This window comes from Flavobacterium sp. 245, from assembly GCF_004362055.1.
Lineage (GTDB): Bacteria > Bacteroidota > Bacteroidia > Flavobacteriales > Flavobacteriaceae > Flavobacterium.
In genome coordinates this window covers 387,974-413,237 of sequence record NZ_SNXB01000004.1, presented here as the reverse complement: position 1 = coordinate 413,237, position 25,264 = coordinate 387,974, and the positions used below count along the sequence as shown (strand labels likewise).

Sequence of the window (25,264 nt, the reverse complement as noted above, 5' to 3'; positions counted from 1 at the left end):
TCAGTTGTTAATTTATGAAGAAACTTCTTTTTCTGATAGTTGCAATTTTTTGTTCATGTCAATCAAATAAAAAAGAAAATTTAGGAACAAATCCAGAATTAAATTTACCTCCAAATCCCTATTTTGCCGAAATTAAAGTCAATGACGTAAAGCTTGGTACACCAGTTTTTGGTGATTGGCTATATTCTCATAAAGAAAAAGGACAGAGTTTTGAGCAATTTATAAATACACAACACATTGTACCAACAAAAGAAGAGAATATTATTTATTTGCAGCCAATTGGAGAATTCAATGCATTGCAAGTCAAGCAAATTGAATTGGTACGTCAATATTTAGAAATATTTTTTCAGTTGGAGACAAAGGTTTTGAAAGAGGTTTCAAATGATATTATTCCAAAACATGTTAGAAGGAGCGGAGAGCTTGGACAGGAACAATTTTTGGCGGGATATATTTTAGATAGTGTCCTAAAGAAAGAAAAACATAAAAATGGAATTGCTTTAATGGCAATAACAGAAAAGGATCTGTATCCAAAACCAGAATGGAATTATGTTTTTGGGCTTGCGTCTTACAGAGATAAAATCGCAGTAAGTTCGATTCATAGATTATATGACAAAAAAGTTGAAGGAGCAGATTTTAGTTTGTGTTTAGAAAGATTGCTTAAAATTTGTTCGCACGAAATTGGACATATGTTTGGTCTGCATCATTGCATTGAGGCAGATTGTGCTATGAACGGCACCAATAGCTTATCAGAAACAGATGAACATTCACTTAGATTGTGTTCGCTTTGTCAAAGAAAACTAAATTCCGGATTCAAATATGATAATGTAAAAAGGCTAAAAGAATTGGAAATGTATTTTAAAGAAAATAACTTAGCAGAAGGATTAGCATTAATGAAAAAAGATATTGAAAAAATTAAAAATGAATAAAATGGCAACTAGCAAAGAATTTATAAAAGGTGACGATATAGAATGGGAAGTAGTAGGAGAGGGAATTAAACGCAAAATTTTGGCCTTTGATGACCGAATTATGCTTGTAAATGTTCATTTTGAAAAAGGTGGTATTGGCGTTTTACACGATCATTACCATTCGCAGGTAACGTATATTGCCAGCGGAAAATTTGATGTAACGATCAGCGGTGTAACACAAACATTAAAAGAAGGCGACAGTTTTTACATTCCGCCTCACGCTGTTCATGGTGTTGTTTGTCTTGAAACCGGAATGCTGACGGATGTTTTTAGTCCGGTTAGAGAAGATTTTTTAAAAGCTTAAAAGTCAGTAATATTGATGCAGAAATATCCAGATCTTAACTTGAATTTGAAAAATTTATAGATTTTTTAAAGTTTTGATAAAGATTAGATTGGTATTTTTGCATCATGAATTTATCTAAAACCAATGTCTTGTTTATGGCAGTTTGCACTGGTCTTATAGTTGCAAATCTTTATTACTGCCAGCCTTTGATTGTTTTAATTGCCAACGAATTTAAAATTCCCCAGGCCAGTGCCGGAACAATAACGTATCTGACACAGGCTGGTTATGCGATAGGTCTCTTTTTTATGGTGCCTCTTGGTGATAAATTAGAACGCAAAAAACAAATTTTGATTACCACTTTTGCTTCTGTAATTGCTTTAATTTTAGCAGCTACAGCGCAAAGTTTCTTTCTTTTGCAAGTTTCTTCTTTATTAATCGGAATTACTTCAATAGTACCACAGCTTATTTTGCCTTTAGCTGCTTCCTTAAGTTCAGTAGAACAACGCGGAAAAGTTATCGGAACAATTATGAGTGGTTTATTGGTCGGGATTTTGCTTTCTAGAACTTTAAGTGGCTTTATTGGGCAAGTTTTAGGCTGGAGGTCGATGTTTTATATTGCTGCAGGGATTTGTCTTTTGATCTTTTTTGTGATTCAAAATAAATTCCCAGTTAATAAACCTCAATTTGAGGGAACTTATGGACAATTGATTCAATCATTATTTACACTTATAAAAACACAGCCCGTTTTGCGTGAAGCTACTGCAATCAATGTTTTCAGCTTTGCTCAATTTGGCGCTTTCTGGACAACTATGGTTTTACTGCTTTCAGGCGAACCATTTAACTTTAATAGTGCAACAATTGGTTTATTCGGTATTGTGGGTGCTTCTGGAGCTTTGGCGGCGCCTTTGGTTGGTAAAATTGGAGATAAAGGAAATTCTAGAATTGCAGTTGGATACGGCTGTTTATTAATCTTAATAAGCTTTTTGATTTTTTATTTTTCGATAGAAAGTGTAATAGGAATTGCAATTGGGATTGTATTTATTGATATAGGAATTCAGGGCGTTCATATTTCAAACCAAACGCGAGTTTATTCCTTATTGCCTGAAGCCAGAAACAGACTAAACACAGTTTTTATGTCGTTTAGCTTTTTAGGAACTGCAGCTGGATCTGCATACGGATTATTGCTTTGGAAACTTGGCGGATGGCATGCAGTCGCTCTAGGATGCGTTGGCTTATCGGCTTTGGCATTTACAGTTTATGGACTTACTTATAAATCCAAATCTAAAAATAGAAAGACAAATTGATAAATAATTAATTTGTAAATTTGCATTCGAATAAAAAAAAATACAACAATGGAAAACGGAATATACGCTAAATTTAATACTAGCAAAGGTTCGATTTTAGTAAAATTGACACACGATTTGACACCAGGAACTGTAGGAAACTTTGTAGCTCTTGCAGAAGGAAATATGGAAAATAAAGTGAAACCTCAAGGACAAAAATTCTATGACGGATTAAACTTTCACAGAGTAATTCCTGATTTCATGATTCAGGGAGGATGTCCTAAAGGAACTGGAACTGGAGATCCTGGATATAAATTTGATGATGAATTCATTCCAAGCTTGAAACACGATCGTCCGGGAGTTTTGTCTATGGCAAATTCAGGCCCTGGAACTAACGGTTCTCAATTTTTCATTACGCACGTTCCAACTCCTTGGTTAGATGGAAAACATACTGTTTTTGGCCATGTAGTAGAAGGACAAGATGTAGTTGATGCTGTTGCTCAAGGTGATGCTCTTGAAACTTTAGAAATTATCAGAGTGGGTGAAGAAGCTCAAAAATGGAATGCTATTGAGTCTTTTATTGGTTTAAAAGGTGCTCGTCTAAAAAGAGAAGCAGCTTTAAAAGCAGAATCTGAAGCAAAAATGGAACAATTAGCTGCTGGTTTTGATAAAACAGAAAGCGGTTTACGTTATAAAATGATTCAAAAAGGAGAAGGTAAAAGAGCTGAAGCTGGAAAAACAGTTTCTGTTCACTACGAAGGTTCTTTAGAAAACGGAAAAGTTTTTGATTCATCTTACCCAAGAAAAAAACCAATCGAATTTAAATTAGGGATTGGACAAGTTATCGAAGGATGGGACGAAGGTATTGCTTTATTGCAAGTTGGAGACAAAGCTCGTTTTGTAATTCCATCTGATTTAGGATACGGACCAGCAGGAGCAGGAGGAGTTATCCCGCCAAATGCAACTTTGATTTTTGACGTTGAATTAATGGATGTTAAATAAGAGTATAAGAACAATTTAGTATTGTTTTAAATAGTAATCCCATATGTCGCGGCATATGGGATTTTTTTATATTTACTTAAATTAAAAACGAAACCAAGCAATGAAAACAAAAATCTTAAGTTTAATGGTTGTAATGTTGCTTTTAGCATCATGTGGTACCAAAAAAACAGCTGTTGCATCTGCAGAAACTCCTCCTGTTAACAAAGAAGTTAAAGCAGCAGAATTAACGCCGGAATTAGCAGCAGGTAAAAATCTATATGAAAATAGCTGTGCAAAATGTCATAAGCTTTATGAACCAACTAAATTTTCAAAAGAAGAATGGCAACCAATTTTAGTTCGTATGCAGAAAAAAGCAAAACTGGACGACACTAATATGGCTTCAATAACAAATTATATTCACTCGCAATTATAATATTTGCATTTGATAAACATAAAAAAAAACTATTCAGTGTTGGTATTGAATAGTTTTTTTGTTTTTAGACAGATATAAAAAAACACCTTCATACAAATGAGGTGTTTATAAGTTTATAAAACTCGAACTTCGGCATTATTAACTGCAAGTATTTTTAAAGTTTTGATTCCGGCCGGCAATTCCCAATCGACTTGATCATTCTCTTTAAAACCAATAATGGCTACACTTAAAGGCGCGAGAATCGAAATTTTAGATTGTTTTAGATCAGCAGAGGAAGGCAGAACAATTTGTATTGTCATTTGTTTCTTCGCATTCACATCTTCAATAGTTATAACGGAATTGATTCTGATGACCGAAGGATCTAAATCAATTTCCTTGCTTATAACGGCTCGATCTAGCTCTTGCGACAGCTGATTTGCTTCTTTAGCATTTGTTGAATTTTTGCTTTTTAAAATCAATTCTCTAAGAAATTGATGTTCTGATTTACTGAAAGTGGGAATTGGTTTCATATCTGTTTGAATTTAGTATTATTTTTTTTGAATGAATTTTCTTCTTTTGAAATAGAGAAAGCAAGGTATTTCATAACCTGCGAAAGGCCGAAATCTTGAAATGCTTGAATGTGGAAAAACAAAAAAATACCTGACCAAAATTTGATTTTGTCAAATAAGATAAAGTTTTAAAAAAATGTAAATCCTCCGCCTGAAAGAAGAAATGAAATAGACGGAGGCCTAATTAATAAAGGCCTTACTATGTGAAATAAATACAGCCGAAAGCGGTTTTCTTGGAGAAGAAAACAGTAATGACAAAACTGTAAATAGTATTAGAGTGCTCACAATGAGTAATTTTTTGCTTGTTTTACAAAGATAACAAACTTTTTTGAAAGTCTATTTCCATTTAATATTACAGCCAATGCTTGGTTTCTGAATTTCACTCAAAGTTCGGTTGTAGATTAAAGCATCTATGGCGCTTCTTAAATCACTTCCGCTTAACGGAATACCGTTTCCTGGTCTTGAATCGTCTAATTGTCCTCTGTAAAAAAGTTTATTTTGGCTATCAAATAAAAAGAAATCGGGCGTGCATGCGGCATTATAGGCTTTTGCAATTTCCTGATTTTCATCGAAAAGATACGGAAAATCGATTTTGTTTTTAAAAGCAAAATCGGTCATCATTTCGGGCGAATCTTCAGGATACTTTTCAATATCATTGCTAGAAATGGCAACAATTCCTAATCCCTGAACACGATAATCATTGGCAATCATTACGATTTCTTTAATTACATGAAGCACAAAAGGACAATGATTGCACATAAAAATCACAAGCGTTCCTTTTGAACCTTTCAAATCTTCAAATGAATAGGTATTATTTGAATTGGTATCTTTTAAATAAAATTCGGGAGCTATAGTTCCAAGCGGAATCATATTTGAAGGAGTTCGTGCCATTTTTACAGAGAATTAAGTTATCAAAAATAGCTTTAAAAATCTGTAAATAAAAGAGCACAAGATAAAATGTCAGTTAGACTGCAGGTAATTTTTTTTAGCCACAGATTAGAGAGATTAAAAGTTTTTTTTGCACATTGTAATCTGCATGAAATTAAATAATCCAAATTAATCTATGTAATTTGTGGCTAAACTTATTTTTATGAATTCAAAAATTCAAGTAAATCTTTGTTTAATTTGTCTTTTTCGGTATAAAATAAGCCATGTGGTGCGCCTTCGTAAACAATGAAAGTATTGTTTTGAATTGCTTTTGCTGTTTTTTCTGAACTGATTTCAATAGGAACATTTTTATCATCGGTTCCATGAATTATCAAAGTTGGAACTTTAATAGTATGAAGTTCATCTCTAAAATCAGTCGTATTTAAAGATTCTGCACATTGCAAAGTTGCTCTTGGTGAAGCTACTGAACACAAATTTCTATAATATTCTAGTAAAGGCGTGCTTAAAGGTTTGTTGATAATATTTACCCCAAAAAAGATTTTGCCAAAATTATCTAGAAAACCAATTCTGTCTTCTTTTATTGAAGCGGCGGTTGTTTCGCTTTTTTCTTTTGGACGCCCTTCAGGATTATCTTCTGTTTTCAATAAAAATGGAATTATAGAAGAAATCAAAACGGCTTTAGTAACTCCTTTTCCATGATGTCTGCTAAAATAACGTACCACTTCTCCGCCTCCCATAGAAAAACCTACTAAGGTTACATCTTCTAACTGTAACTGCTCAATGATTTCGCTTAAATCATCAGTCAATGTATCATAATCGTATCCGTCCCAAGGCTGAGATGATTTGCCAAAACCACGTCGGTCATAAGCAATTACCCTGTAATTATTTTCGACCAGAAATTCGATTTGATACTCCCACATTTCGTTTGAAAGAGGCCAGCCGTGAATTAAAATGACTGGTTTTCCTTTTCCATAATCTCTTACATATAATTTTACATTTTTTGCAGTTTCAATATATTTATCGCTATTTGATTTATTAACCTCATAATCAAAATCTTTAAGAGAAATACCAGGAGCTATTATACTATTTTCCATTTTATATGTTTTTAGTGTTAGTTCATTATATTATCTAGTAAAATTAAATGTGACATCAGAAAAAACAGTTATAGAATTAGTGCAATTCATTACAAAATTATAGGTTTGTAAATAAACTAGATAGATTGCAAAATGGATTTAACTTGGAGTGAATTTGAAAGGACAGATATGCGTATAGGAACCATTGTTGAGGTAAATGATTTTCCGGAAGCAAGAAAACCAGCATTTCAATTAACAATAGATTTTGGTTCTGAAATTGGAATCAGAAAATCATCGGCACAAATTACCAAACGCTATCAAAAAGAAGATTTGATTAACCGACAAATTGTTGCGGTTGTCAATTTTCCTAAAAAACAAATTGGAAAATTTATGAGTGAATGTTTGGTTCTCGGCGCTGTAGGCGAGGAGGGAGATGTTATTTTATTAGCACCAGATTTTAAGATCCCTAATGGACTACGTATCGGTTAGTCTTCAGTCTCAGTCTTCAGTCTCAGTTTAAAACTGTAAACTGCGACTAAATACTGCGACTGCGACCGTATACTACTTAATTTTCTCAATTAACTTCTGTAAAATCAACTGTCCTTCTTCCCAATATTTTAAATCAGAATCAGAGTTGATATGTCCTTGTTTTCCAACGTTTACAAAATCACTTCCCCATTTTTCAGCAAAATATTGTTTTCTTTCGAAAGAAGCGTAAGGATCATTTTGGCTGGCAACAACTATTGAGGGGAATGGTAATTTGTAAAGAGGCATTGGCGAAAAATTCCTGATAATATCTGGAGTATGCTGAGGTGAATCAACGTCAGCTGGTGCAACTAATAATGCGCCGATAATATTTTTATTCGAATTGATTTCTGCCCAATGCAATACTAAAGAAACTGCTAGACTGTGCGCAACTAAAATTGTTGGATTTTCTAGTTTAGCAACTTCTTCATTCAAACGCGAAATCCAATCCTCGCGAAGTGGTTCGTCCCAATTGTCTTGAACTAAACGAATAGAATTTTTAAATTTTTCATGCCAAAAGGTCTGCCAGTGCTTGTCTCCAGAATTTCCCAATCCGGGTAAAATCAATAATTGTATGTCCATTGCCGTGGATTTTTATTGTGTTTATTTTTTGGTTTGTTTTTCTTTTAAAATTCGGTTTACTTCGTTTACAAGCAACGGAAAACCAGGTTCTGTCATACCATGACCGTAACCATCTAATTCATAAAGTTTAGTTTGTGTATGACCAACGAGTTTCATCATGCGTGCCATATAAGCGTTTTCTTCATAGCGTCCAAGCATTTCCAGCTCACGATCTCCAGTAATCAGTAAAAGCGGCGGTGCATCGGCACGAACGTGAAATAAAGGAGCAAAAGTATCTATTGTAGGTTGTTTTTCTGGAATTCCGTTTTCACGTCTAATCTCAAAATGCGTAATACATTGTCCGCTAAACGGAATAAGTCCAGCGATTTTATTGGCATCAATTCCTTCTTTTTGGAGCCATTTTTTATCTAATCCAGTCATTAAGGCTAAATAACCGCCAGCAGAATGTCCTGAAACGAAAATCTGCGAAGCATCACCTCCATAATTAGCAATATTGTTAAAAGTCCAAGCTATAGCCGCTGCTGCATCTTCAATAGCTTTTTCTGCTTTTACTTTCGGCGAAAGCCTGTAATTAACGCCAATAATGGCAAAACCTTTATTTTTTAAATCTTCTGGAATTTCTTTGCTTCCTCCAGTCAATCCTCCGCCATGAAACCAAATTATTGTAGCAAAGTTTTTAGTGTTTTTTGGGTAATAAATATCTAAAATACATCTTTCGTTAATGTAATTATCAGATTTATTGACTGCAACATTATAATATTGAATATTTGATTTGGTGTCGTATTCAATTTTTTGAGCAAAAGAATTTGCATAAAGAGAGAACAAAGTAAATAAGAGAATTATCTTTTTCATTTTCTAAAGTATTAGCTAGCAATTATGGTTTTAGAGAGAGTCTAAAAATCTAACAGTCTAAAATCTAAAAATCTAATTAAATATATAAAAAAAGTCCAAAATGCTGGACAAATTGGACTCGTACTTTTTAAAAAGCTATTTGGGACTAAATATCATCAAAATCAATATCAGTAAAACTAGATCTTTGTCCTTCAGTTTTATCAGAACCGTATTCTTTTTTAAAATCTTTTTGGTGTCTTTCAGAGATTACTTCTTCGCCTTTGTGGTTCAAGACGTATGAAGTCATTTCTTCTAGTATTTCGGCAAAAGCACTAAAATCTTCTTTGTACAAGTAAATTTTGTGTTTTTTAAAATGAAAAGAACCATCTTCTTCAGTAAATTTTTTACTTTCGGTAATTGTGATGTAATAATCGTCTGCTTTAGTAGCTCTCACATCAAAGAAATAAGTTCTTCTTCCTGCTCGTAATACTTTAGAAAAAATCTCTTCTTTTTCTAACATGTCATTTTCTCTCATAATACGTTCTATCATTTTTTGGAATTAATAGTACTCAAAAATCATAAAAAATTATCTATTACACAACAATTAAAGTAATTCTTTTTCCGAAAGTTGTTTTAAATATAACGATGAATAATAGCCTTCCTGATTTATTAATTGATTATGAGAGCCTTGTTGAATTATTTTGCCATCCTCTAAAATGATAATCTTGTCAGCATTTTTAGCCGATGAAACTCGGTGGCTTACAATTATAGTAGTTTTATTCTTGCAAATTTCAAACAAATTATTTAAGATCGTTTCTTCCGTTTCGGTATCTACTGCAGAAAGACAATCGTCAAAAAGTAAAATCGCCGGATTTTTAATTATAGCACGCGCAATTGATACGCGCTGTTTTTGTCCGCCCGAAAGCGTGATGCCTCGTTCGCCCAAAATAGTATCATATTGTTTGTTGAAAGCAATAATATTGTCATGTACTACAGCGTTTTTAGCAGCTTCAATAACTTCTTCATCTGTGGCATTTTGATTGCCAAATTTGATGTTGTTTTTAATAGTGTCTGAGAATAAAAAAGCATCCTGAGGCACAATTCCAATATTGTTTCTCAAATCATTTAGATTCAAAGTGCTGATTTCATTTTGGTCAATTGTTATTCTTCCTTCCGTAACATCATACAAACGCGAAATCAAAGATAGTATAGTCGATTTTCCAGAACCCGTTTTACCCAAAATGGCTAATGTTTCTCCGTTTTTAACTGAGAATGTTACATTTTTTAAAGCTTCAATATTTGTGTCTTCATATGTGTAACTTACATTTTCAAACGCAATTGAACCTAGGATTTCTGATGAATTTGGATTGTTATTTTTGATTTCTGGCTCAATTTTCAAAAATTCATTCAAACGTTTTTGAGAGGCTTCGGCTTCCTGAACCATCGATGAAACCCAGCCTAAAGAAGCTACTGGCCATGTTAGCATGTTTACGTACAGAATAAATTCGGCAATTGTTCCAATATTCGGAATCGTGCCATTGATGTACATGATACCGCCAAAATAAATTACAACCAAATTACTGATTCCGATCAATGCAATCATAAGCGGACCAAACAAGGACTGAACTTTGGCTAAATCTAAACTTTTGCGCTTGCTTTCGTCAGACAAATCAATCATATTATTTTGATGCTGATTTTCTAATGAATAGGCTTTTATAACTCTGATTCCAGAAAATATTTCCTGTGTAAAGCTCGAAACTTTTGAAAGATATTGCTGGAAAGTTGTGCTTCGTTTGTTGATTTCAGAACTTAATTTAAAAATGCAGTACGAAAGAATTGGAAGCGGAAGAATCGTATATAAAGTCAACAACGGCGAAACATTATACATATATATAATGACGATCGCAAAACGAATAAAAGTATTAATCGTGTACATAACGGCCGGACCAACATACATACGCACTTTTGAAACGTCCTCGCTAATACGGTTCATTAAATCTCCGGTACGGTTTTGTTTGTAAAAATTCTGCGAAAGCGTTTCGTATTGTTTAAAGACTTCATTTTTTAAATCGAACTCAATATGCCGTGACATTACAATTAAAGTCTGACGCATTAAAAAGGTCAGAAATCCAGCTACAATTGCACTTCCAATGATTAACAGCACATTATCAATCAAATCTTGTCTGTAAAAATTTCTGATGATAGCGGATTTTTGATCTGCCTCAGAGAGTTTTAGAAAGCGCTCAATAACGTCAAAAGAGTGGCTGACTAGTTTTGGTGTAAATAAAAAGAATATTTGTGCGATTATTGTGATTAAAATTCCGAATGAAAAACTGAATTTATATTTGACAAAATATTTATTTAAATAGCTTAATTCTTTCATTTTTTTAAGAAATGTGATATTGAATTGATTTAAAATTATGAATTATTATTAATTAAAATTATAATAAACTGCGTTTTAATCAAAACAATTATATTGTAAAATTGTTATTTTAAAGATAAAAAATTAGCACATGTGTATTTTTTAATTATGTTTGAGAAGTCTTTTTGACAAATTCATAATTTTAACTAATTAATACTAGCGCTATGGATGCAACTTTCGCAACTGGAAAGGAACTTCAAAAAATGGATCCTGTTTTTGGTCAATTATCTTTTGACGATCACGAACAAATTGTATTTTGCAATGACAAAGATACAGGTTTAAAAGCAATTATTGGTATTCATAATTCGGTTATGGGGCCAGCTTTAGGAGGTACTAGAATGTGGAATTACAATACCGAGTGGGAGGCACTAAACGATGTTTTGCGTCTTTCTAGAGGGATGACTTATAAATCTGCCATTACCGGACTTAATATTGGCGGTGGTAAAGCTGTTATTATTGGTGATGCTAAAACGCAGAAAACTCCTGAGTTGATGCGTAAGTTTGGAGAATTTGTTCACTCTTTAAGCGGAAGATATATTACTGCTGAAGATGTTGGAATGGAGACAAAAGACATGGACACAGTGAGAGATGTGACGCCTTATGTTACAGGAATCTCTGAAGAAAGAGGCGGTTCTGGAAATCCTTCTCCTGTAACAGCTTACGGAGTTTATTTAGGAATGAAAGCCGCAGCTAAAAGTCAGTTTGGTTCTGATGTTTTAGATGGCAAAAAAGTTTTGGTTCAGGGAATTGGACACGTAGGAGAAGCTTTAGTTGAGTATTTGACTAAAGAAGGAGCTAAGGTTACAATTTCTGATATCAATGAAGAAAAGTTATATGAAGTTGCTCAAAAATACAACGCAACAATTTATACAGGTGAAGATTTGTATACTGCTGATGTTGATATCTATGCGCCATGTGCGATGGGAGCAATTATCAATGATAATACTGTAGATAAAATTAAAGCTAAAGTTATTGCTGGTGCAGCAAATAATCAATTAGCAGACGAAAATGTTCACGGAGCAAGATTACAGGAAAGAGGAATTTTATATGCTCCTGATTTCTTGATCAACGCTGGTGGAATCATCAATGTTTATGCTGAATTAGCCAACTACGGTAAAGCCGAAATCATGACTAAAACCGAAAATATCTATAATACTACTTTAGAAATTATCGATTATGCTGTGAAAAACGGAATGACAACGCATAAAGCAGCGCTTACAATTGCTCAAAATCGTATTGATGCGAGAAGAATTGAGAACGCAGCGAAATAATTTAGTGTTCAGTGTTCACTTTTTTAGTGTTCAGTTTATAGTCTCAGTCTCAGTTTACAGTTTGTTTTGTAAACTGAGATTTTTTTTATAGGTATATTGTAACTGATCACTAAATGCTGAAAACTGACCAGTAAAAATGGAGACTGATTACTAAATTCTGAAAACAGACCACTAAAATCATGACTTTTTTATCGATTTAATTTTATTATAAGAATTGAAATACTTAATTTTGCAGACTAATTTTTAAAAGTTCTTACAAGGTGGTAAATAGAAGACACATACGCGTTAAAGTAATGCAATCCATTTATGCAATGCATCAAAGCGGTTCTGATAATATGGAAAAAGAAGAAAAATTTCTTTTTTACAGCATAGATAATATTCAGGACTTATATCTTATAATGCTTTCTTCATTGATTGAAATTTGCAAAAAAGAATCTGTTTTTTTACATCTTTCAAGCAAAAAACACCTTGCAACTGCAGCAGAACGTAACCCGAATGAAAAGTTTGTTAAAAACAAAATTTTTCAGCTTCTTGCCGAAAGCAACTCTCTTAGCATTGCTTTAGAAACTCGTAAAATCAATAACTGGTCTTTAAATGACGATTATATCATTTTGCTTTTAAATGATATTAAAGCAAGCGATTTGTATAAAAAATACATGAGCAATACTGTGAATACATTTGAAGAAGACAGACAATTTATAATTGATTTGTTTGAAAATGTTATTGTTCCGAATGAGAAATTATATGAATATCTTGAGGATGATAAATTGACTTGGGTTGATGATATTCCGGTAGTAAACACACATATCATCAAACAATTAAAAGCGATTAAAACGGAAGATCCAGATGCTTTTAGAGTTCCGAAATTATACAAAGATGTTGAAGATAAGGATTTTGCAAAAGATTTATTTAGACGTACTGTTTTAAACGAATCTGTTCTTGCAAAAGAATATGATGATAAAACGCCAAATTGGGACAGTGAAAGGATTGCTGAAATTGATACGATTATCTTGAAAATGGCAATTTGCGAATTTTTGAAATTCCCTTCGATTCCAGTAAAAGTAACTCTTAACGAATATTTAGAAATTGCAAAAGAGTATTCTACACCAAAAAGTAGTATTTTTATCAATGGAATTTTAGATAACCTTGTCAAAGAACTTGAAGCCAATAAAAAAATGGTGAAAGTAGGAAGAGGGTTAATGTAAATTTAAACTAAAAAATAAATTTTGGCTGTCAATCTGAGCAAAGTCGAAGTGAAAATATTAATATAAATCAAAAACAAACTTAAATTATGGGACAATTATCTCAATTTGCACCTTTTCTTTTAATGTTCGTGGTAATCTATTTCTTCATGATTAGACCACAGCAAAAAAGAGCAAAAAATGAAAAAGAATTTGAAAGCAGTCTAAAAGTTGGTGACAAAATAATTACAAAAAGTGGTTTTCACGGTAAAGTTGTTGAGCTTGCAGAAACTACAGTTGTCATTGAGACAATGTCTGGAAAATTAAAACTAGAGCGTTCAGCTATTTCTTTAGAATTAAGTGCTACTTTGAATAAAAAAGCTTAATTTTTTAGAAATTTCAAATAAAATATAAATCCCAAATTCCAATTATGGAGTTTGGGATTTTTTTTGTTTTAACTCGCGCGTTTTGTCATTGCGAGGAACGAAGCAATCTCATGTTGGTTATCACGAATACTTACATTAGTGTGGTTGCTTCGTTCCTCTCAATGACAATAGGACGAAAGAAAAAACCTTTGTCAAAGTTTAAAACTTTGACAAAGGTTTCGTATAGTTTGGAATTTGGAATTTTTAAATATTGGAATTTTCAGATAATTTACCTGTATTTATCATTCAACCCAACATTCGCTAAAATCATCGGAACTACTTTCTCGATTCTCGAAAGTTTCGTTTTTTCCTGTTTAGCGGTTTCAATATATTCTAAAAACTCGTATTGTTTATAAGGAGAGAATTTTTGAAAAGCTTCTTTTAAAGCTGGATTTTGCGCCATTTCTTTTTCAAGAAGTTCGGAAATAATCGCTTCTTTTTTTGAAGGTTTAATGACTTTTCCTTGTTTTTCATTTTCAATTGCTTCCGCAATATATTCTAGAATGACTGCCTCGTTTATTTCTTCTTTAGATGTAAATCTCCACTGACGCAAGGATTTCGTTACTTCTTCCTGTGCGTTTATTAATTTCTTTTTCTCATCTTTTAGAAAAACGCCGTTGAAAAACCACAAAGCAAAATAGTCTTTAAACCCTCCAATTCCAACAATATTTTTTTTGTCATACACATAAACGCATCCTCCCCATTTTGTGGTTTCGGTTAAGATTGTTTTGTCAATAATAGCTTTAAGCAGGATCAATTCTTCTTCCCACTGTCCGCCATATTTCCACATGCCTTTATTTTCTGGTTTAGGTTCCAATTATTTTGTTCTTTTAGGTTTTTCTGCAGTATCAAAAATTCCTGGAATCGCAGTCAATTCTGCAATTTTTACAATTACTTCTGTTGCTTTTTGGATGCTTTCTGCAGGAACATATTCGTATTTTCCATGAAAGTTATGTCCGCCCGCAAATATATTTGGGCATGGCAATCCCATAAATGACAATTGAGAACCGTCGGTGCCGCCTCGAATAGGTTTAATGATTGGTTTGATATTTAATTCTCTCATTGCTTTTTCGGCAATATCAACAATATGCTTTACAGGAAGCACCTTTTCTTTCATATTGTAATATTGGTCTTTTACTTCGGCTGTTACAATATCCTCACCAAATTTCTTCGCGAATTTTTTGTTGAATTGTTTAGCGATTTTATGAATCAGTTCTTTTCGTTTTTCGAATTTCTTTTTATTGTGATCGCGAATAATCAATTCTAAAACAGTTTCTTCAATATTTCCTTTTATATGATGAACGTGAAAAAAACCTTCGTAGCCTTTAGTTTCCTGTGGCGTTTCTCCTTTTGGAAGTTCGTTGATAAATTCATTTGCCAAAAGCATAGAATTGATCATTTTTCCTTTTGCATAACCCGGATGAACGCTTTTTCCTTTAAAAGTAATTTTGGCACCGGCCGCATTAAAATTTTCATATTCTAGTTCGCCAATCTGGCTTCCGTCCATGGTGTATGCCCATTGTGCGCCAAATTTTTCAACATCAAAATGATGTGCACCTCGGCCAATTTCTTCATCAGGAGTGAAGCCGATTCTTATTTTTCCGTGTTTAATTTCGGGATGTTGAACCAAATATTCCATTGCCGAAACAATTTCTGTAATTCCGGCTTTGTCATCGGCACCTAATAAAGTTGTTCCGTCCGTAGTTATGATGGTTTGGCCTTTATATAAAAGTAAATCTTTAAAGTAATCTGGAGATAAAATGATGTTTTTTTCAGCGTTTAAAACAATGTCTTTTCCGTCATAATTTTCAACGATCTGAGGTTTTACATTCGCTCCGCTGAAATCTGGAGAAGTGTCAAAATGAGAAACAAATCCAATTGTAGGCACTTCATGATCAACGTTGCTTGGCAAAGTAGCCATAATGTAGGCTTTGTCATCAATTGTAACATCTTGTAAACCAATTGCTTTTAAATCTTCGACTAATTTATTGGCAAGATTCCATTGTTTTTCTGTACTTGGAGTAGTTTGTGAATTTGGATCTGATTCTGTATCAATTGTTACATAACTGATAAAACGATCTATTATATGTTGCATTTTTTTGTTTTTTTAGCAAATATAGAAATTTTTCAATGGTATGATTTTAAAATTTTATTTGCAGTTTTGGGATAAAAAAAGAGATTTATAAATTTATAAATCTCTTTTAATTTGTCTGTTATTTGCTTTTGACGCATCTAAAGCCAAGATGATTGGCAGCAGATCGAATTTCGCCTTTTCCGCGGGTTCCAACCATGTAGCGTGTGCAGTATTGGTCGGTGCATAAAAAAGAACCTCCTCTATGAACTTTTTTTATCTGAGTTGGATCATTCGGATCATTATAAGCGCTCGGTCCTTGCGGATTTTTTGTTACTTCTCCGTTTTCGGTCAAAGTTTTATAGTAATCAACACTGTACCAGTCATTGACCCATTCCCAAACGTTTCCTGCCATATCATATAAACCATATGCATTTGGAGCAAACTGTCCAGTAGGAGCAATCCCTTTAAAGCCGTCTTCGCCAGTATCGCCATCTTTTATAGGGAAATGTCCTTGATAAATATTTGCTTGAAATTTTCCATTTGGTTTTAATGAATTTCCCCAAGCATAAAGATTTCCGGTTTTTCCGCCTCTTGCTGCAAATTCCCATTCCGCCTCCGTTGGCAGTCTTTTTCCTGCCCATTTTGCGTAGGCTGCTGCATCTTCATAAGCGATATGCACAACAGGATATTTTTCTCTTCCTTTAATACTGCTTTGCGGGCCTTCTGGATGTTTCCAGTCAGTATTTGGTTCGTAACGCCACCACTGCAAAAAGTCATTTAAATTAACCGCAGCAGGAGTAGGAGTAAAAATAACCGATCCCGTTACTAAGTCTTCTTCATTAGCAGTTGGGAATTCCTCTCTTGTTGGTTTTTGCTCAGCTACCGTAACATAGCCAGTCGCTTTTACAAATTTTTCGTATTCTTCATTTGTAACTTCCGTTTGGTCCATATAGTATCCATCAACATAAACGCGATGAATAGGAGCGGCGTCTTTTGTAACCCCTTTTATACTGCATAAGCTTTCATCTTCAACATTTGATCCCATTGAAAATTCACCGCCTGGAATCCACACCATTCCTTTTGGAGCTTTTCCCGCTGGCTTATTTTTGTTTTCAATAGTGGGTTTAAAAGCTGAGGCTTCTGCGGTATTTGGAGTTTCTGCACAATCCATTGCTATAGGTTTTTCATGCGTTGGAACAGCTAATTTAGTGTATCCGTAAGCAATCGAAATAATTGAAATGGTCAGCAGTGCAAAGATCCAATAGGTTTTATTGTTCATTATAGTAGTTTTTAATATAGAGTGGTTGTTAATTGGGAGATAAAATTATAAAAATAACATTATAATAGTCTATTTATTTTATAGAATTTATAGACTAATTTATTCTTAACTGTCTTTTTCAACCGAAACAACTTCATATTTATCTTTGCCATCAATTTGTACGGGCTGATAATACGTTTCACCAAATTTCACATATTTAGCATCACCAATCGTAACTTCTTCACCACCTTCGGGTAGATTGTCTACTATTGTTCCCGCTGTTGGTGCTACTACAGTGTACTTGCCTCCGTCTTTTTCATAGTACGTTCCTCCGTAATAATAATTATTAACTGTTCCTGTATTAACGGTTTCAGCGCCGCTTGGAATATTATTTACTGTACCGCCAACTGGAGCCGGAACTGCTGTATAACCTCCGCTTGTTGAAGAGTACCAAACGCCTTGGTCGTAATGATACTTCTGGTTTTCAACACTAACAATGATTGCTGTAGTTGCTAAGGTTGCTACGAAAAATCCCCATGGGTGCCAAACAGGTCCCCAATAAAATGGTCTATATGGGCGTGGATAATAAGGATGGTAGCAATTGTATCTATAACCGCCATGCACATAGGGAGGTCGAACGTATGGTCTATAGCCAGGTCTAACAACGGTGTTTCGATTGTTGCGTACGTGAACGCTGTTATTAACGTTAATATTTACATTGTTTCTGTTTCTATTAACTGTATTACCGCTTATGTTTGTATTTCTATTTCCGGAATTATTGATTTTGTTTCCGGAATTAGAATTTCTATTATTTACGGTATTTCTATTGTTATTGATTTTTGTATTAGAAGCATTAGATGGTCTGTTTATTTTTGTACCACTATTATTAGCTCCCGGTCTTGAAGCAGATTGGCTTATTGCTGGTCTGCTCTGTGTGGCTGGTCTCGCTTCTCTGGTTGGTCTGGCTTGAGATGCGTTGCCGGCTCTGTGTGTAGCGCCACCGCCACCAGCTCCGTGAAAACCGCCACGGCCACGTTGTGCAAAACTGTCAATTGAAATCATACAAAGCGATCCTACGAAAAGCATACAAACCGTTTTTCTAATTGTTTTGGTTATATTTTTCATTTTCAGAGTTTTAGTTTTATAAAGTTATTAAAAAAAAAATTCTTCGGTAAAATTTAACTATAATTCATTTAATATATCTTGCGTGTTATAATGAAATGTCCCATTGAATTCTAAAGCGCCAGCCTTGCTCTAAAGGCAATGTTTTATCTTGAAAACTAAAATAACTGACCTCTGAAGTCAATTTATTTTTATGACCGTTAAAAAACCAGTTAAAAGCAATAGTCGTTTCCTCTTGCGAGTTTTGTTTGATTGAATTATCGGGGCGATATCCTGCATGTCTAGCCGCCATTTCAAGTTTTTTGGGCCACCATTCAAACGCATTGCTAAAGAAATAACCCGCTTGAACATAATAACCTCTTAGTGTTGTAGTATCATCAAAATTTAATTTGTCGATGATCTTTTTTGTGTGCAATTCGCTTTGCCAAGAAAAACCACGATACATAAAAGCACTTTCTATATTCCATTGGTTTACGCGGTACTGTCCGGGAGCACCATTTTCAAAACCTTCTAAAGATCCTCCGCCAGATTGCGAAAAACGGGTATAAGGACTTCGGTTTGTTAAACCTGAGATGGCGATAATTGGAGTTGGTTTTTCGTGAAACTCTAAATCACTGCCTTCAAAATCTAGAAATCTTCCTAGGAAATTCCATTGTGCTCGACCAAAATACATCAAATTTGAATCGTCATTAGCTGTATTTCCTCGCCCAGTTCCCGTAAGTGCCGCGGCCCAATAATTAAAATCGGCAATTCCGGCGCCTTTTAGATGTCCGTAAATTTCAACTCCCATTTGCCTGTCGGCGGTGAAAGGACGGTTTATTAAAGATCGGTCAACGGTTTGTTGTTCACCGCTGCTTATAAAACGTTCTCGAGTGTATTCAACTTTCCATTGTCCGGCTTTAAAACTGAGCCATTCCCATTTTTCAACCATGAGTCTAAAATCTAATAAATTGGACTGACTAAGTTCGTATTCCCAATAATATTTCAGCCAAAGATGAAAAGCATGCCCGCCCACTTTTAATCGGGCTCTGTTAATTTTAAAAGTTGTTTTTGCTGTCTGACTATAGTCATCGTAAGTTAAAGGATCTGTATCATTGGGTGTAGAAAATCGGAATTGAAGTCTGCTCTGTAATTGGAAAAGAAACTTGTTGTCTCTGGTTCTTAGTTCGATTCCTTTTTTTCCGTAGCTTACATTGATCAGTTTGGTAGTGTCTTTTTCTAGTTGTGCATTAGAGCAAATGGGAATAAGGAACAATAAAAATGCAGGCAGGTATTTTTTGATTTGGTTATACATATGCTTGATTTGATTATTGAGTCTCTTTTTTTTGTCTGCTTGGTTATTTTTCTATCCAAATTCAAACTTTGGAATTGAATATTAGCTATTAAAATTTCTTCAATATTTCAAAATTAAATAGAAAAGACTTTAATAAGTTCAATATAAAGACTGACTTTGTTTCATTTTATAATTTGAAACGTTTTATAATTTGTTTTCAGTAAAAAAGCACCTTATTAAACTATAATATTTAAATTTGCATCCGAAAACAACACAACAAAATTCTTATGTATAAATTGATAATTCGTCCGATACTTTTTTGGTTTGATCCAGAAGAAGTGCATTACTTTACTTTTTCATTTGTAAAATTCATTTCAAAAATCCCAGGAGTTTCGTCAATTATAAGAACAATTTATGAAGTAAAAGACGCTCGATTAGAAAGAGAAGTTTTCGGAATTAAATTCAAAAATCCCGTTGGACTTGCTGCAGGATTTGATAAAGATGCCAAGCTATACAAGGAACTTGGAGATTTTGGTTTTGGTTTTATTGAAATTGGAACAGTTACCCCAGTTGGCCAGGAAGGAAATCCTAAAAAACGTTTATTTCGCTTAAAAGAAGACCAAGCCATTATTAACCGAATGGGATTTAATAACGGCGGTGTTATTGAAGCTGTAGAACGTTTGAAAAAGAATTCGGGAGTTTTGATTGGAGGAAATATTGGAAAAAATAAAGTAACGCCAAACGAAAATGCGGTTGATGATTATATCATTTGTTTTGACGCATTGTTTGATCATGTTGATTATTTTGTGGTCAATGTGAGTTCGCCGAATACGCCAAATTTAAGAGCGCTTCAAGATAAAGAACCTTTAACGGCTTTATTGCAGACATTGCAGGACAGAAATGTTGAAAAGCAAAAAACAAGCACTCAAAAAGTAAAACCGATTCTTTTAAAAATTGCTCCAGACTTAACAGACGAGCAATTATTGGATATTATCGACATTGTAAAAACGACTCAAATTGCAGGTGTAATTGCTACAAATACTACCATTTCTAGAGATGGTTTGCAATCTGCAAATCAGTCAGAAACTGGAGGATTGTCTGGAAAACCATTAACAAAACGCTCTACAGAAGTGATTCGTTTCCTTTCGGAAAAAAGCAATAATGCGTTTCCAATTATTGGAGTAGGAGGAATTCATTCAGCAGATGATGCCATCGAAAAACTAAATGCAGGTGCAAGTTTAGTGCAGCTGTACACTGGTTTTATTTATGAAGGGCCAGCTTTGATTAAAGCAATAAACAAGAAGGTTTTATCACAATTGTAAAAGAAGCGCCTGAATAATAAGTCCGGCCACAATTGCAATTCCGAAACTGATTAAAGTTCCAATCATCACATATTCAGTAAGTTTTCTGTCTTTGGCTTCTTTTAGATCTCCAAATCTAAAAATAGATTTCGCAGCCAATAAAAACCCGATTGCCTCAAAATGATTGGTTAAAATAAAACAAACGATAAGCAGACGTTCTAACACGCCAATGTAATTTCCTGCATTGGCAAGCGAATTATCTTGATGGCTGTTTTGACTTTCTGGACTCCAGATTGAAATTATCGTTTTAATGAATATAGAAGTAGGTTTGGTTACCAATAAAAAGCCGGTAAGCAAAATCCAAAATTCGTTAAAATTCAAAATAGGAATAATGCTATTTCTTTGATAAACGAGTGCAATTCCGATTAAAATCAAAAGATGTGCAATTTGATCCACCACAAACCAGGTGCGTTTTGTTTTTGCTTTCTGAAAATTCAATTTGATTAAATCAATAATTCCATGTGTGACAGCGATGAATATTGCATAAGGAATAAAACCGAAGTCAGCGACTAAAACTGCGGCTAAAACTCCATGAAGCAAAATATGGAGATACAAGTAAATACTTTTATGTTTCTTGATTTCTTTATCAGCAACCCATGAATTTGGCTGCCAGATAAAATCGCCGAGTAAATGTGCTAAAAGAAGTTTTACGAATAAAATCATGGGGCAGGTTGTTTTATTTGAGTTCTAAAATATCGGTCTAAATTCATGACTAAGTCATATTGAGCACGTTTTTGTCTTCGGCTTACAGCGGCTTGATTAATGCCTAATTTTTGTCCAAGTTCCTCCTGTGACAATGTCGGATTTTCAATTGCCAAGGCAACAAATTCTGCTGATTGTACCAGCCAGCTGTCCATAAATGTAAGCGCAAGCTGCAACATCAAATTCATTTTTTCATCAAAAGAAAAATCGCCAGTTCGCATGGCTAAAGTTACTTTTTGTTTTTTTAAAGTTTCAAAAAGTTCCCCCGAATTTATAAAAGCCGAGCCATTACTTTCGGATATTTTTTCAGCATGATGTGTTTTATCTCCAAAACCAATGCTCATGCGAGCATCTGATTTTATTGCGCGTAAATGTGCTTTTACTAAAATAGCTGTTAGTAAAGCATCTTCAGGATTTTTGATTTCAATTTGAAATTCATCGCCCCTGTAAATTTCCCATTGACTTGGTGATGCACCAAAGGGAGCTAAAATTTGTTTTAGGTCATCGACCCAATGCTTTGATTTCTGCTGTCTTGAACCAATAATGTCGCCTGTAATTACACTAGTCATAACCAAATATAATTAAAAAATAATAAACTTTCTATTACAAATATAAGTAATATTTTTTATTATTACGCTTTTTGGTAATATTTGCAGTTATTACGCTTTTTGGTAATTTTTTATGTTATTGCGGTTTTGTGTAATAATTTTGGATTGTGGTTAAATTGCTTTTATTTCTTTAAAAAAGAAACTAACTTAGCCTCTACAAAAGAAAAAGTTTTGAATAAAGAAATCAAGATTATCGAATGTCCGCGGGATGCTATGCAAGGCATCAAGGATTTTATTCCAACAAAAAATAAGGTTACTTATATTCAGGCATTGCTTCGCGTAGGTTTTGATACCATTGATTTTGGAAGTTTTGTATCTCCAAAAGCAATTCCGCAAATGCAGGATACCGCCGAAGTTTTAGCACAGCTGGATCTTTCGCAGACTTCGAGTAAATTACTTTCTATAATTGCCAATACACAAGGGGCGGCTTTAGCTTCAGAATTTGAATCTATTCAGTATTTAGGATTTCCTTTTTCGATATCTGAAAATTTTCAGATGCGTAATACACATAAAACCATTGCCGAATCGCTGATTACTTTAGAAGAAATTCTGGAGATTGCCGATAAAAAAAATAAAGAAGTGGTGACTTATCTTTCAATGGGTTTTGGAAATCCATATGGAGATCCTTGGAATGTTGAAATTGTAGGAGAGTGGACCGAAAAATTGGCCGGAATGGGCGCTAAAATTTTATCGCTTTCAGATACCGTAGGAAGTTCTACACCAGATGTAATTACGTATCTTTTTTCTAATTTAATTCCGAAATATCCTCAAATTGAGTTTGGAGCTCATTTGCATACTACCCCAGAAAGCTGGTTCGAAAAGATTGATGCTGCAGCAAAAGCTGGATGTACACGTTTTGACGGTGCGATTCAAGGATTTGGAGGTTGTCCTATGGCAACAGATAAATTGACAGGAAACATGCCTACAGAAAAACTAGTTTCGTATTTTACTGCCAATAAAAAAATAACAGGCTTAAATTCGTTAAGTTTTGAAAGCGCTTATAATGAAGCTTCAAAATTATTTGGTAAGTTTCATTAAAAAAAATCTTATATTTACTTATCTAAGCAATAAAAGCAACAGTCCCCAGTTGTTACTATTATTTTAAATTCTTTCAACCATGAAATTGAATTGCATCAATAGTATTCTAAAGATTTTTGCAGTAGCGACCTTGTTCTTTTCATGTTCAAGTGATTTAGATTTTGATCAGGTGAAAGATTTAAAATTGGAACCTGTTTTTGTTGCCAATCTCGTCTATTTTGATGTTCCCGCAAATGAATTAGCAGATAATGGTGGCAATCAGATTGGTTTTGATTCCAGATATTTTGACGTTTTTAAAAAACAGTTTCTTAAAGATTATTTAAGCAAAGCTGAATTTAATGTCGAAATCGATAACACTATTGAGCGCGGTTTTGTAATAAACATGCTGCTTCTAAATTCAAAAGATGAAATTCTTGTGACTCAAACTTTTAGTGTGCCCGCTTATAAAGGAAGTCCAAACGTTATTACATATCCTACTGTAGTTTTTGAAAATCAAAGATTAGAACTTTTAAAACAAACCGAGAGAATTGGTTTTGTTGTCCTAATGATGTCTGGTACCCCGCTAGACGAAAACAGTTTAGGAAACTTAAAGTTACGATCAAGTGCAACCGCTTATTTTGAGATCCAATGAGGATAAAACATTTAGTTTTGGGACTCCTTTTGCAGTTTTCTTGTTTTTCTCAAAATAAGGAAGTGCTGTACAATTTTACTACAATTCCTCAATCTTCATTGGTAAATCCCGGTGCCGACGTTTCTTATAAATTTTATTTTGGTTTTCCAGTATTGTCTGGAGTTTCTCTTAATACAGGATCGAGCAGTTTTTCAGCTTATGATTTATTTGCAGATAACGGAGTTGATTTTAATGCCAAAGTGAGAGATGTTGTCAATAAATCTTCGCGAAATGATAAAGTAGTTACGAATGAACAGTTGGAAATATTCTCTGGCGGATTCAGAGTTGGTGGGAGAGAAAGCCGTTCTTATATTTCTTTTGGACTTTATCAGGAATTTGATTTTTTTATGTATATGCCTAAAGATTTGGCAATATTGGCTTTAGATGGCAACAAAGATTACATTGGGAGGATGTTTCATCTGGACGATCTGAATGTTAAAGCGGAAGTTCTTTCCGTTTTTCATGTAGGTTTTCATAAAAAACTGAATGACAAATTAGTTCTTGGAGGTCGTGCTAAACTTTATTCCAGCGGTGCAAATGCAGTTTCGACTCACAATTCAGGTTTTATATATACCAATCAAGAACCGGGAACACCTAATCTTTATAATCAAATTATTTCATCTAATTTAGAGCTTAAAACTTCTGGAATTGCTCCTTTTACAAAAGATGAATATGATGGAAATATTGCAGAAGATATTGCACATAATACTTTTTTCAACGGAAGTTTGGGTTTAGGCCTAGATGCTGGAGTAACCTATTATTTAAAAGAAAATCTTCAGGTAACAGCCAGTGTAATTGATCTTGGTTTTGTAAAACAGTCAAAAGATATTGAAACCCTGACCTATAAAGGAACGTATCAATATCAAGGTGCAAATCCTGATTTTATGAATCCAGATGATCCAGAAAATGTTTTTGATGAATTTAAAAAAGCAATTCCCCGCGATACATTATATAATAAATATACCACTTGGCGTCCAACAAAAATATATACATCTGTTGAATATTCATTTGGAAAGTCTCGTTCAAATGAAGACTGCAACTGTAAAGAACAAGCAAAAGATCGATATAAAAATGCAGCCGGAATTCAGTTTTTTGCAATGTCGGCACCAAGAGAGCCGCTTGTTGCTCTAACTGCTTTTTACAAAAGAAATATTTTTGAAAAATTAGATTTAAAAGCAACTTACACGTTCGATACATTTTCGAGTACAAACATTGGTTTGGGACTCTCCGGGACTATTTGGAAACTAAATATTTATGCTTTGGCAAATAATGTTTTAGAATATAAAGATGTCTCAAAAGCCAGCAGTGCAGCGTTTCAGGTTGGTATAAATTTTGTTTTTCAAGACAAAGAAGAGTAATTTTTTTTCTTACTTCTAAAATAATAATTAGAAGCAATTTCCAGCTGTACATTTCAAGCACTCGAGCTAAAAAACTTTTTTTCAAGGTTTAAAAAGAGCTTCCGCTGGT

Annotated in this window: 27 protein-coding genes; 13 read left to right on the top strand and 14 right to left on the bottom strand. The window is 33.8% G+C overall.

From position 1 onward, the window contains the following. Positions 1-14: 14 nt before the first annotated feature. From EV145_RS10580 to EV145_RS10560, 5 genes are all read left to right on the top strand, one after another. Complete coding sequence (locus tag EV145_RS10580) at positions 15-926, top strand: Zn-dependent protease (protein WP_133525186.1); 912 nt, start codon at positions 15-17, stop codon at positions 924-926. Continuing rightward, positions 919-1,269, top strand: coding sequence for a cupin domain-containing protein (locus EV145_RS10575; protein ID WP_133525185.1), 351 nt, complete (start codon positions 919-921; stop codon positions 1,267-1,269). The genes EV145_RS10580 and EV145_RS10575 overlap by 8 nt, the downstream gene beginning before the upstream one ends. Positions 1,270-1,403: 134 nt before the next feature. Continuing rightward, complete coding sequence (locus tag EV145_RS10570) at positions 1,404-2,552, top strand: MFS transporter (RefSeq protein ID WP_243739245.1); 1,149 nt, start codon at positions 1,404-1,406, stop codon at positions 2,550-2,552. Positions 2,553-2,600: 48 nt separating this feature from the next. Then, positions 2,601-3,533, top strand: a complete 933-nt coding sequence (locus EV145_RS10565) for a peptidylprolyl isomerase (protein WP_133525183.1) — start codon at positions 2,601-2,603, stop codon at positions 3,531-3,533. 100 nt (positions 3,534-3,633) lie between these two features. Continuing rightward, positions 3,634-3,945, top strand: coding sequence for a cytochrome c (locus tag EV145_RS10560; protein ID WP_133525182.1), 312 nt, complete (start codon positions 3,634-3,636; stop codon positions 3,943-3,945). Between the two features lie 113 nt (positions 3,946-4,058). Here the strand turns inward: EV145_RS10560 and EV145_RS10555 are convergent, their stop codons facing one another. From EV145_RS10555 to EV145_RS10545, 3 genes are all read right to left on the bottom strand, one after another. After that, a complete protein-coding gene (locus EV145_RS10555) occupies positions 4,059-4,454 on the bottom strand; it encodes a GreA/GreB family elongation factor (RefSeq protein WP_133525181.1) in 396 nt (131 codons plus the stop codon). Between the two features lie 375 nt (positions 4,455-4,829). Then, positions 4,830-5,384, bottom strand: a complete 555-nt coding sequence (locus EV145_RS10550) for a thioredoxin family protein (protein ID WP_133525180.1) — start codon at positions 5,382-5,384, stop codon at positions 4,830-4,832. A 197-nt stretch (positions 5,385-5,581) separates the two neighbouring features. Next, positions 5,582-6,475 carry an alpha/beta fold hydrolase gene (locus EV145_RS10545; protein WP_133525179.1) on the bottom strand — a complete coding sequence of 298 codons (894 nt, stop codon included), beginning with the start codon at positions 6,473-6,475 and terminating at the stop codon, positions 5,582-5,584. Between the two features lie 132 nt (positions 6,476-6,607). Between EV145_RS10545 and EV145_RS10540 the strand changes: the two genes are divergently transcribed. Further along, entirely contained in the window at positions 6,608-6,943 is a 336-nt protein-coding gene (locus tag EV145_RS10540) for a tRNA-binding protein (RefSeq protein WP_133525178.1), read from the top strand. Positions 6,944-7,015: 72 nt separating this feature from the next. On the opposite strand, the gene EV145_RS10535 is transcribed toward EV145_RS10540, so the two are convergent. From EV145_RS10535 to EV145_RS10520, 4 genes are all read right to left on the bottom strand, one after another. Further along, positions 7,016-7,561 (bottom strand): RBBP9/YdeN family alpha/beta hydrolase, encoded by a 546-nt coding sequence (locus tag EV145_RS10535; RefSeq protein WP_133525177.1) that lies wholly within the window; start codon positions 7,559-7,561, stop codon positions 7,016-7,018. A 21-nt stretch (positions 7,562-7,582) separates the two neighbouring features. Further along, positions 7,583-8,413: an alpha/beta hydrolase gene (locus tag EV145_RS10530; protein ID WP_133525176.1), complete on the bottom strand. Its 831-nt coding sequence runs from the start codon at positions 8,411-8,413 to the stop codon at positions 7,583-7,585. Between the two features lie 145 nt (positions 8,414-8,558). Then, on the bottom strand, positions 8,559-8,927 hold the full coding sequence (locus tag EV145_RS10525) for a PUR family DNA/RNA-binding protein (RefSeq protein ID WP_133525240.1): 369 nt from the start codon (positions 8,925-8,927) through the stop codon (positions 8,559-8,561). A 69-nt stretch (positions 8,928-8,996) separates the two neighbouring features. Next, entirely contained in the window at positions 8,997-10,775 is a 1,779-nt protein-coding gene (locus tag EV145_RS10520) for an ABC transporter ATP-binding protein (protein ID WP_133525175.1), read from the bottom strand. Between the two features lie 203 nt (positions 10,776-10,978). On the opposite strand from EV145_RS10520, the gene EV145_RS10515 reads away from it, so the two are divergent. The 3 genes from EV145_RS10515 (at position 10,979) to yajC (ending at position 13,652) form a co-directional block, all read left to right on the top strand. Then, positions 10,979-12,085, top strand: coding sequence for a Glu/Leu/Phe/Val family dehydrogenase (locus EV145_RS10515; RefSeq protein WP_133525174.1), 1,107 nt, complete (start codon positions 10,979-10,981; stop codon positions 12,083-12,085). Between the two features lie 293 nt (positions 12,086-12,378). After that, positions 12,379-13,290 carry a transcription antitermination factor NusB gene (nusB, locus tag EV145_RS10510; RefSeq protein ID WP_133525173.1) on the top strand — a complete coding sequence of 304 codons (912 nt, stop codon included), beginning with the start codon at positions 12,379-12,381 and terminating at the stop codon, positions 13,288-13,290. A gap of 86 nt (positions 13,291-13,376) precedes the next feature. Then, positions 13,377-13,652 (top strand): preprotein translocase subunit YajC, encoded by a 276-nt coding sequence (gene yajC, locus EV145_RS10505; RefSeq protein WP_133525172.1) that lies wholly within the window; start codon positions 13,377-13,379, stop codon positions 13,650-13,652. 268 nt (positions 13,653-13,920) lie between these two features. On the opposite strand, the gene EV145_RS10500 is transcribed toward yajC, so the two are convergent. The 5 genes from EV145_RS10500 to EV145_RS10480 all read right to left on the bottom strand — a co-directional run bounded on the left by EV145_RS10500 (position 13,921) and on the right by EV145_RS10480 (position 19,439). Continuing rightward, a complete protein-coding gene (locus EV145_RS10500; RefSeq protein ID WP_243739244.1) occupies positions 13,921-14,508 on the bottom strand; it encodes a YdeI/OmpD-associated family protein in 588 nt (195 codons plus the stop codon). Then, positions 14,509-15,786, bottom strand: a complete 1,278-nt coding sequence (gene pepT / locus EV145_RS10495; protein WP_133525171.1) for a peptidase T — start codon at positions 15,784-15,786, stop codon at positions 14,509-14,511. Positions 15,787-15,904: 118 nt separating this feature from the next. After that, positions 15,905-17,044: a formylglycine-generating enzyme family protein gene (locus EV145_RS10490; RefSeq protein ID WP_133525170.1), complete on the bottom strand. Its 1,140-nt coding sequence runs from the start codon at positions 17,042-17,044 to the stop codon at positions 15,905-15,907. A gap of 105 nt (positions 17,045-17,149) precedes the next feature. Continuing rightward, positions 17,150-18,148, bottom strand: coding sequence for a DUF6515 family protein (locus tag EV145_RS10485; protein WP_133525169.1), 999 nt, complete (start codon positions 18,146-18,148; stop codon positions 17,150-17,152). Positions 18,149-18,233: 85 nt separating this feature from the next. Next, positions 18,234-19,439 carry an OprO/OprP family phosphate-selective porin gene (locus EV145_RS10480; RefSeq protein ID WP_133525168.1) on the bottom strand — a complete coding sequence of 402 codons (1,206 nt, stop codon included), beginning with the start codon at positions 19,437-19,439 and terminating at the stop codon, positions 18,234-18,236. A 266-nt stretch (positions 19,440-19,705) separates the two neighbouring features. On the opposite strand from EV145_RS10480, the gene EV145_RS10475 reads away from it, so the two are divergent. Then, entirely contained in the window at positions 19,706-20,740 is a 1,035-nt protein-coding gene (locus EV145_RS10475; RefSeq protein WP_133525167.1) for a quinone-dependent dihydroorotate dehydrogenase, read from the top strand. Here EV145_RS10475 and EV145_RS10470 read toward each other — a convergent pair. Together EV145_RS10470 and EV145_RS10465 are read right to left on the bottom strand one after the other, a co-directional pair. Then, a complete protein-coding gene (locus EV145_RS10470; protein ID WP_133525166.1) occupies positions 20,729-21,442 on the bottom strand; it encodes a DUF3307 domain-containing protein in 714 nt (237 codons plus the stop codon). The two genes, EV145_RS10475 and EV145_RS10470, sit on opposite strands and share 12 nt — an antisense overlap. Then, a complete protein-coding gene (locus EV145_RS10465; protein WP_133525165.1) occupies positions 21,439-22,050 on the bottom strand; it encodes a hypothetical protein in 612 nt (203 codons plus the stop codon). Before EV145_RS10465 ends, EV145_RS10470 begins: the two co-directional genes overlap by 4 nt. A 210-nt stretch (positions 22,051-22,260) precedes the next feature. On the opposite strand from EV145_RS10465, the gene EV145_RS10460 reads away from it, so the two are divergent. From EV145_RS10460 to EV145_RS10450, 3 genes are all read left to right on the top strand, one after another. After that, complete coding sequence (locus EV145_RS10460; RefSeq protein WP_133525164.1) at positions 22,261-23,127, top strand: hydroxymethylglutaryl-CoA lyase; 867 nt, start codon at positions 22,261-22,263, stop codon at positions 23,125-23,127. 79 nt (positions 23,128-23,206) lie between these two features. After that, entirely contained in the window at positions 23,207-23,758 is a 552-nt protein-coding gene (locus tag EV145_RS10455; protein WP_133525163.1) for a hypothetical protein, read from the top strand. Then, positions 23,755-25,155 carry a DUF5723 family protein gene (locus tag EV145_RS10450; RefSeq protein WP_133525162.1) on the top strand — a complete coding sequence of 467 codons (1,401 nt, stop codon included), beginning with the start codon at positions 23,755-23,757 and terminating at the stop codon, positions 25,153-25,155. Before EV145_RS10455 ends, EV145_RS10450 begins: the two co-directional genes overlap by 4 nt. Positions 25,156-25,264: the final 109 nt, after the last annotated feature.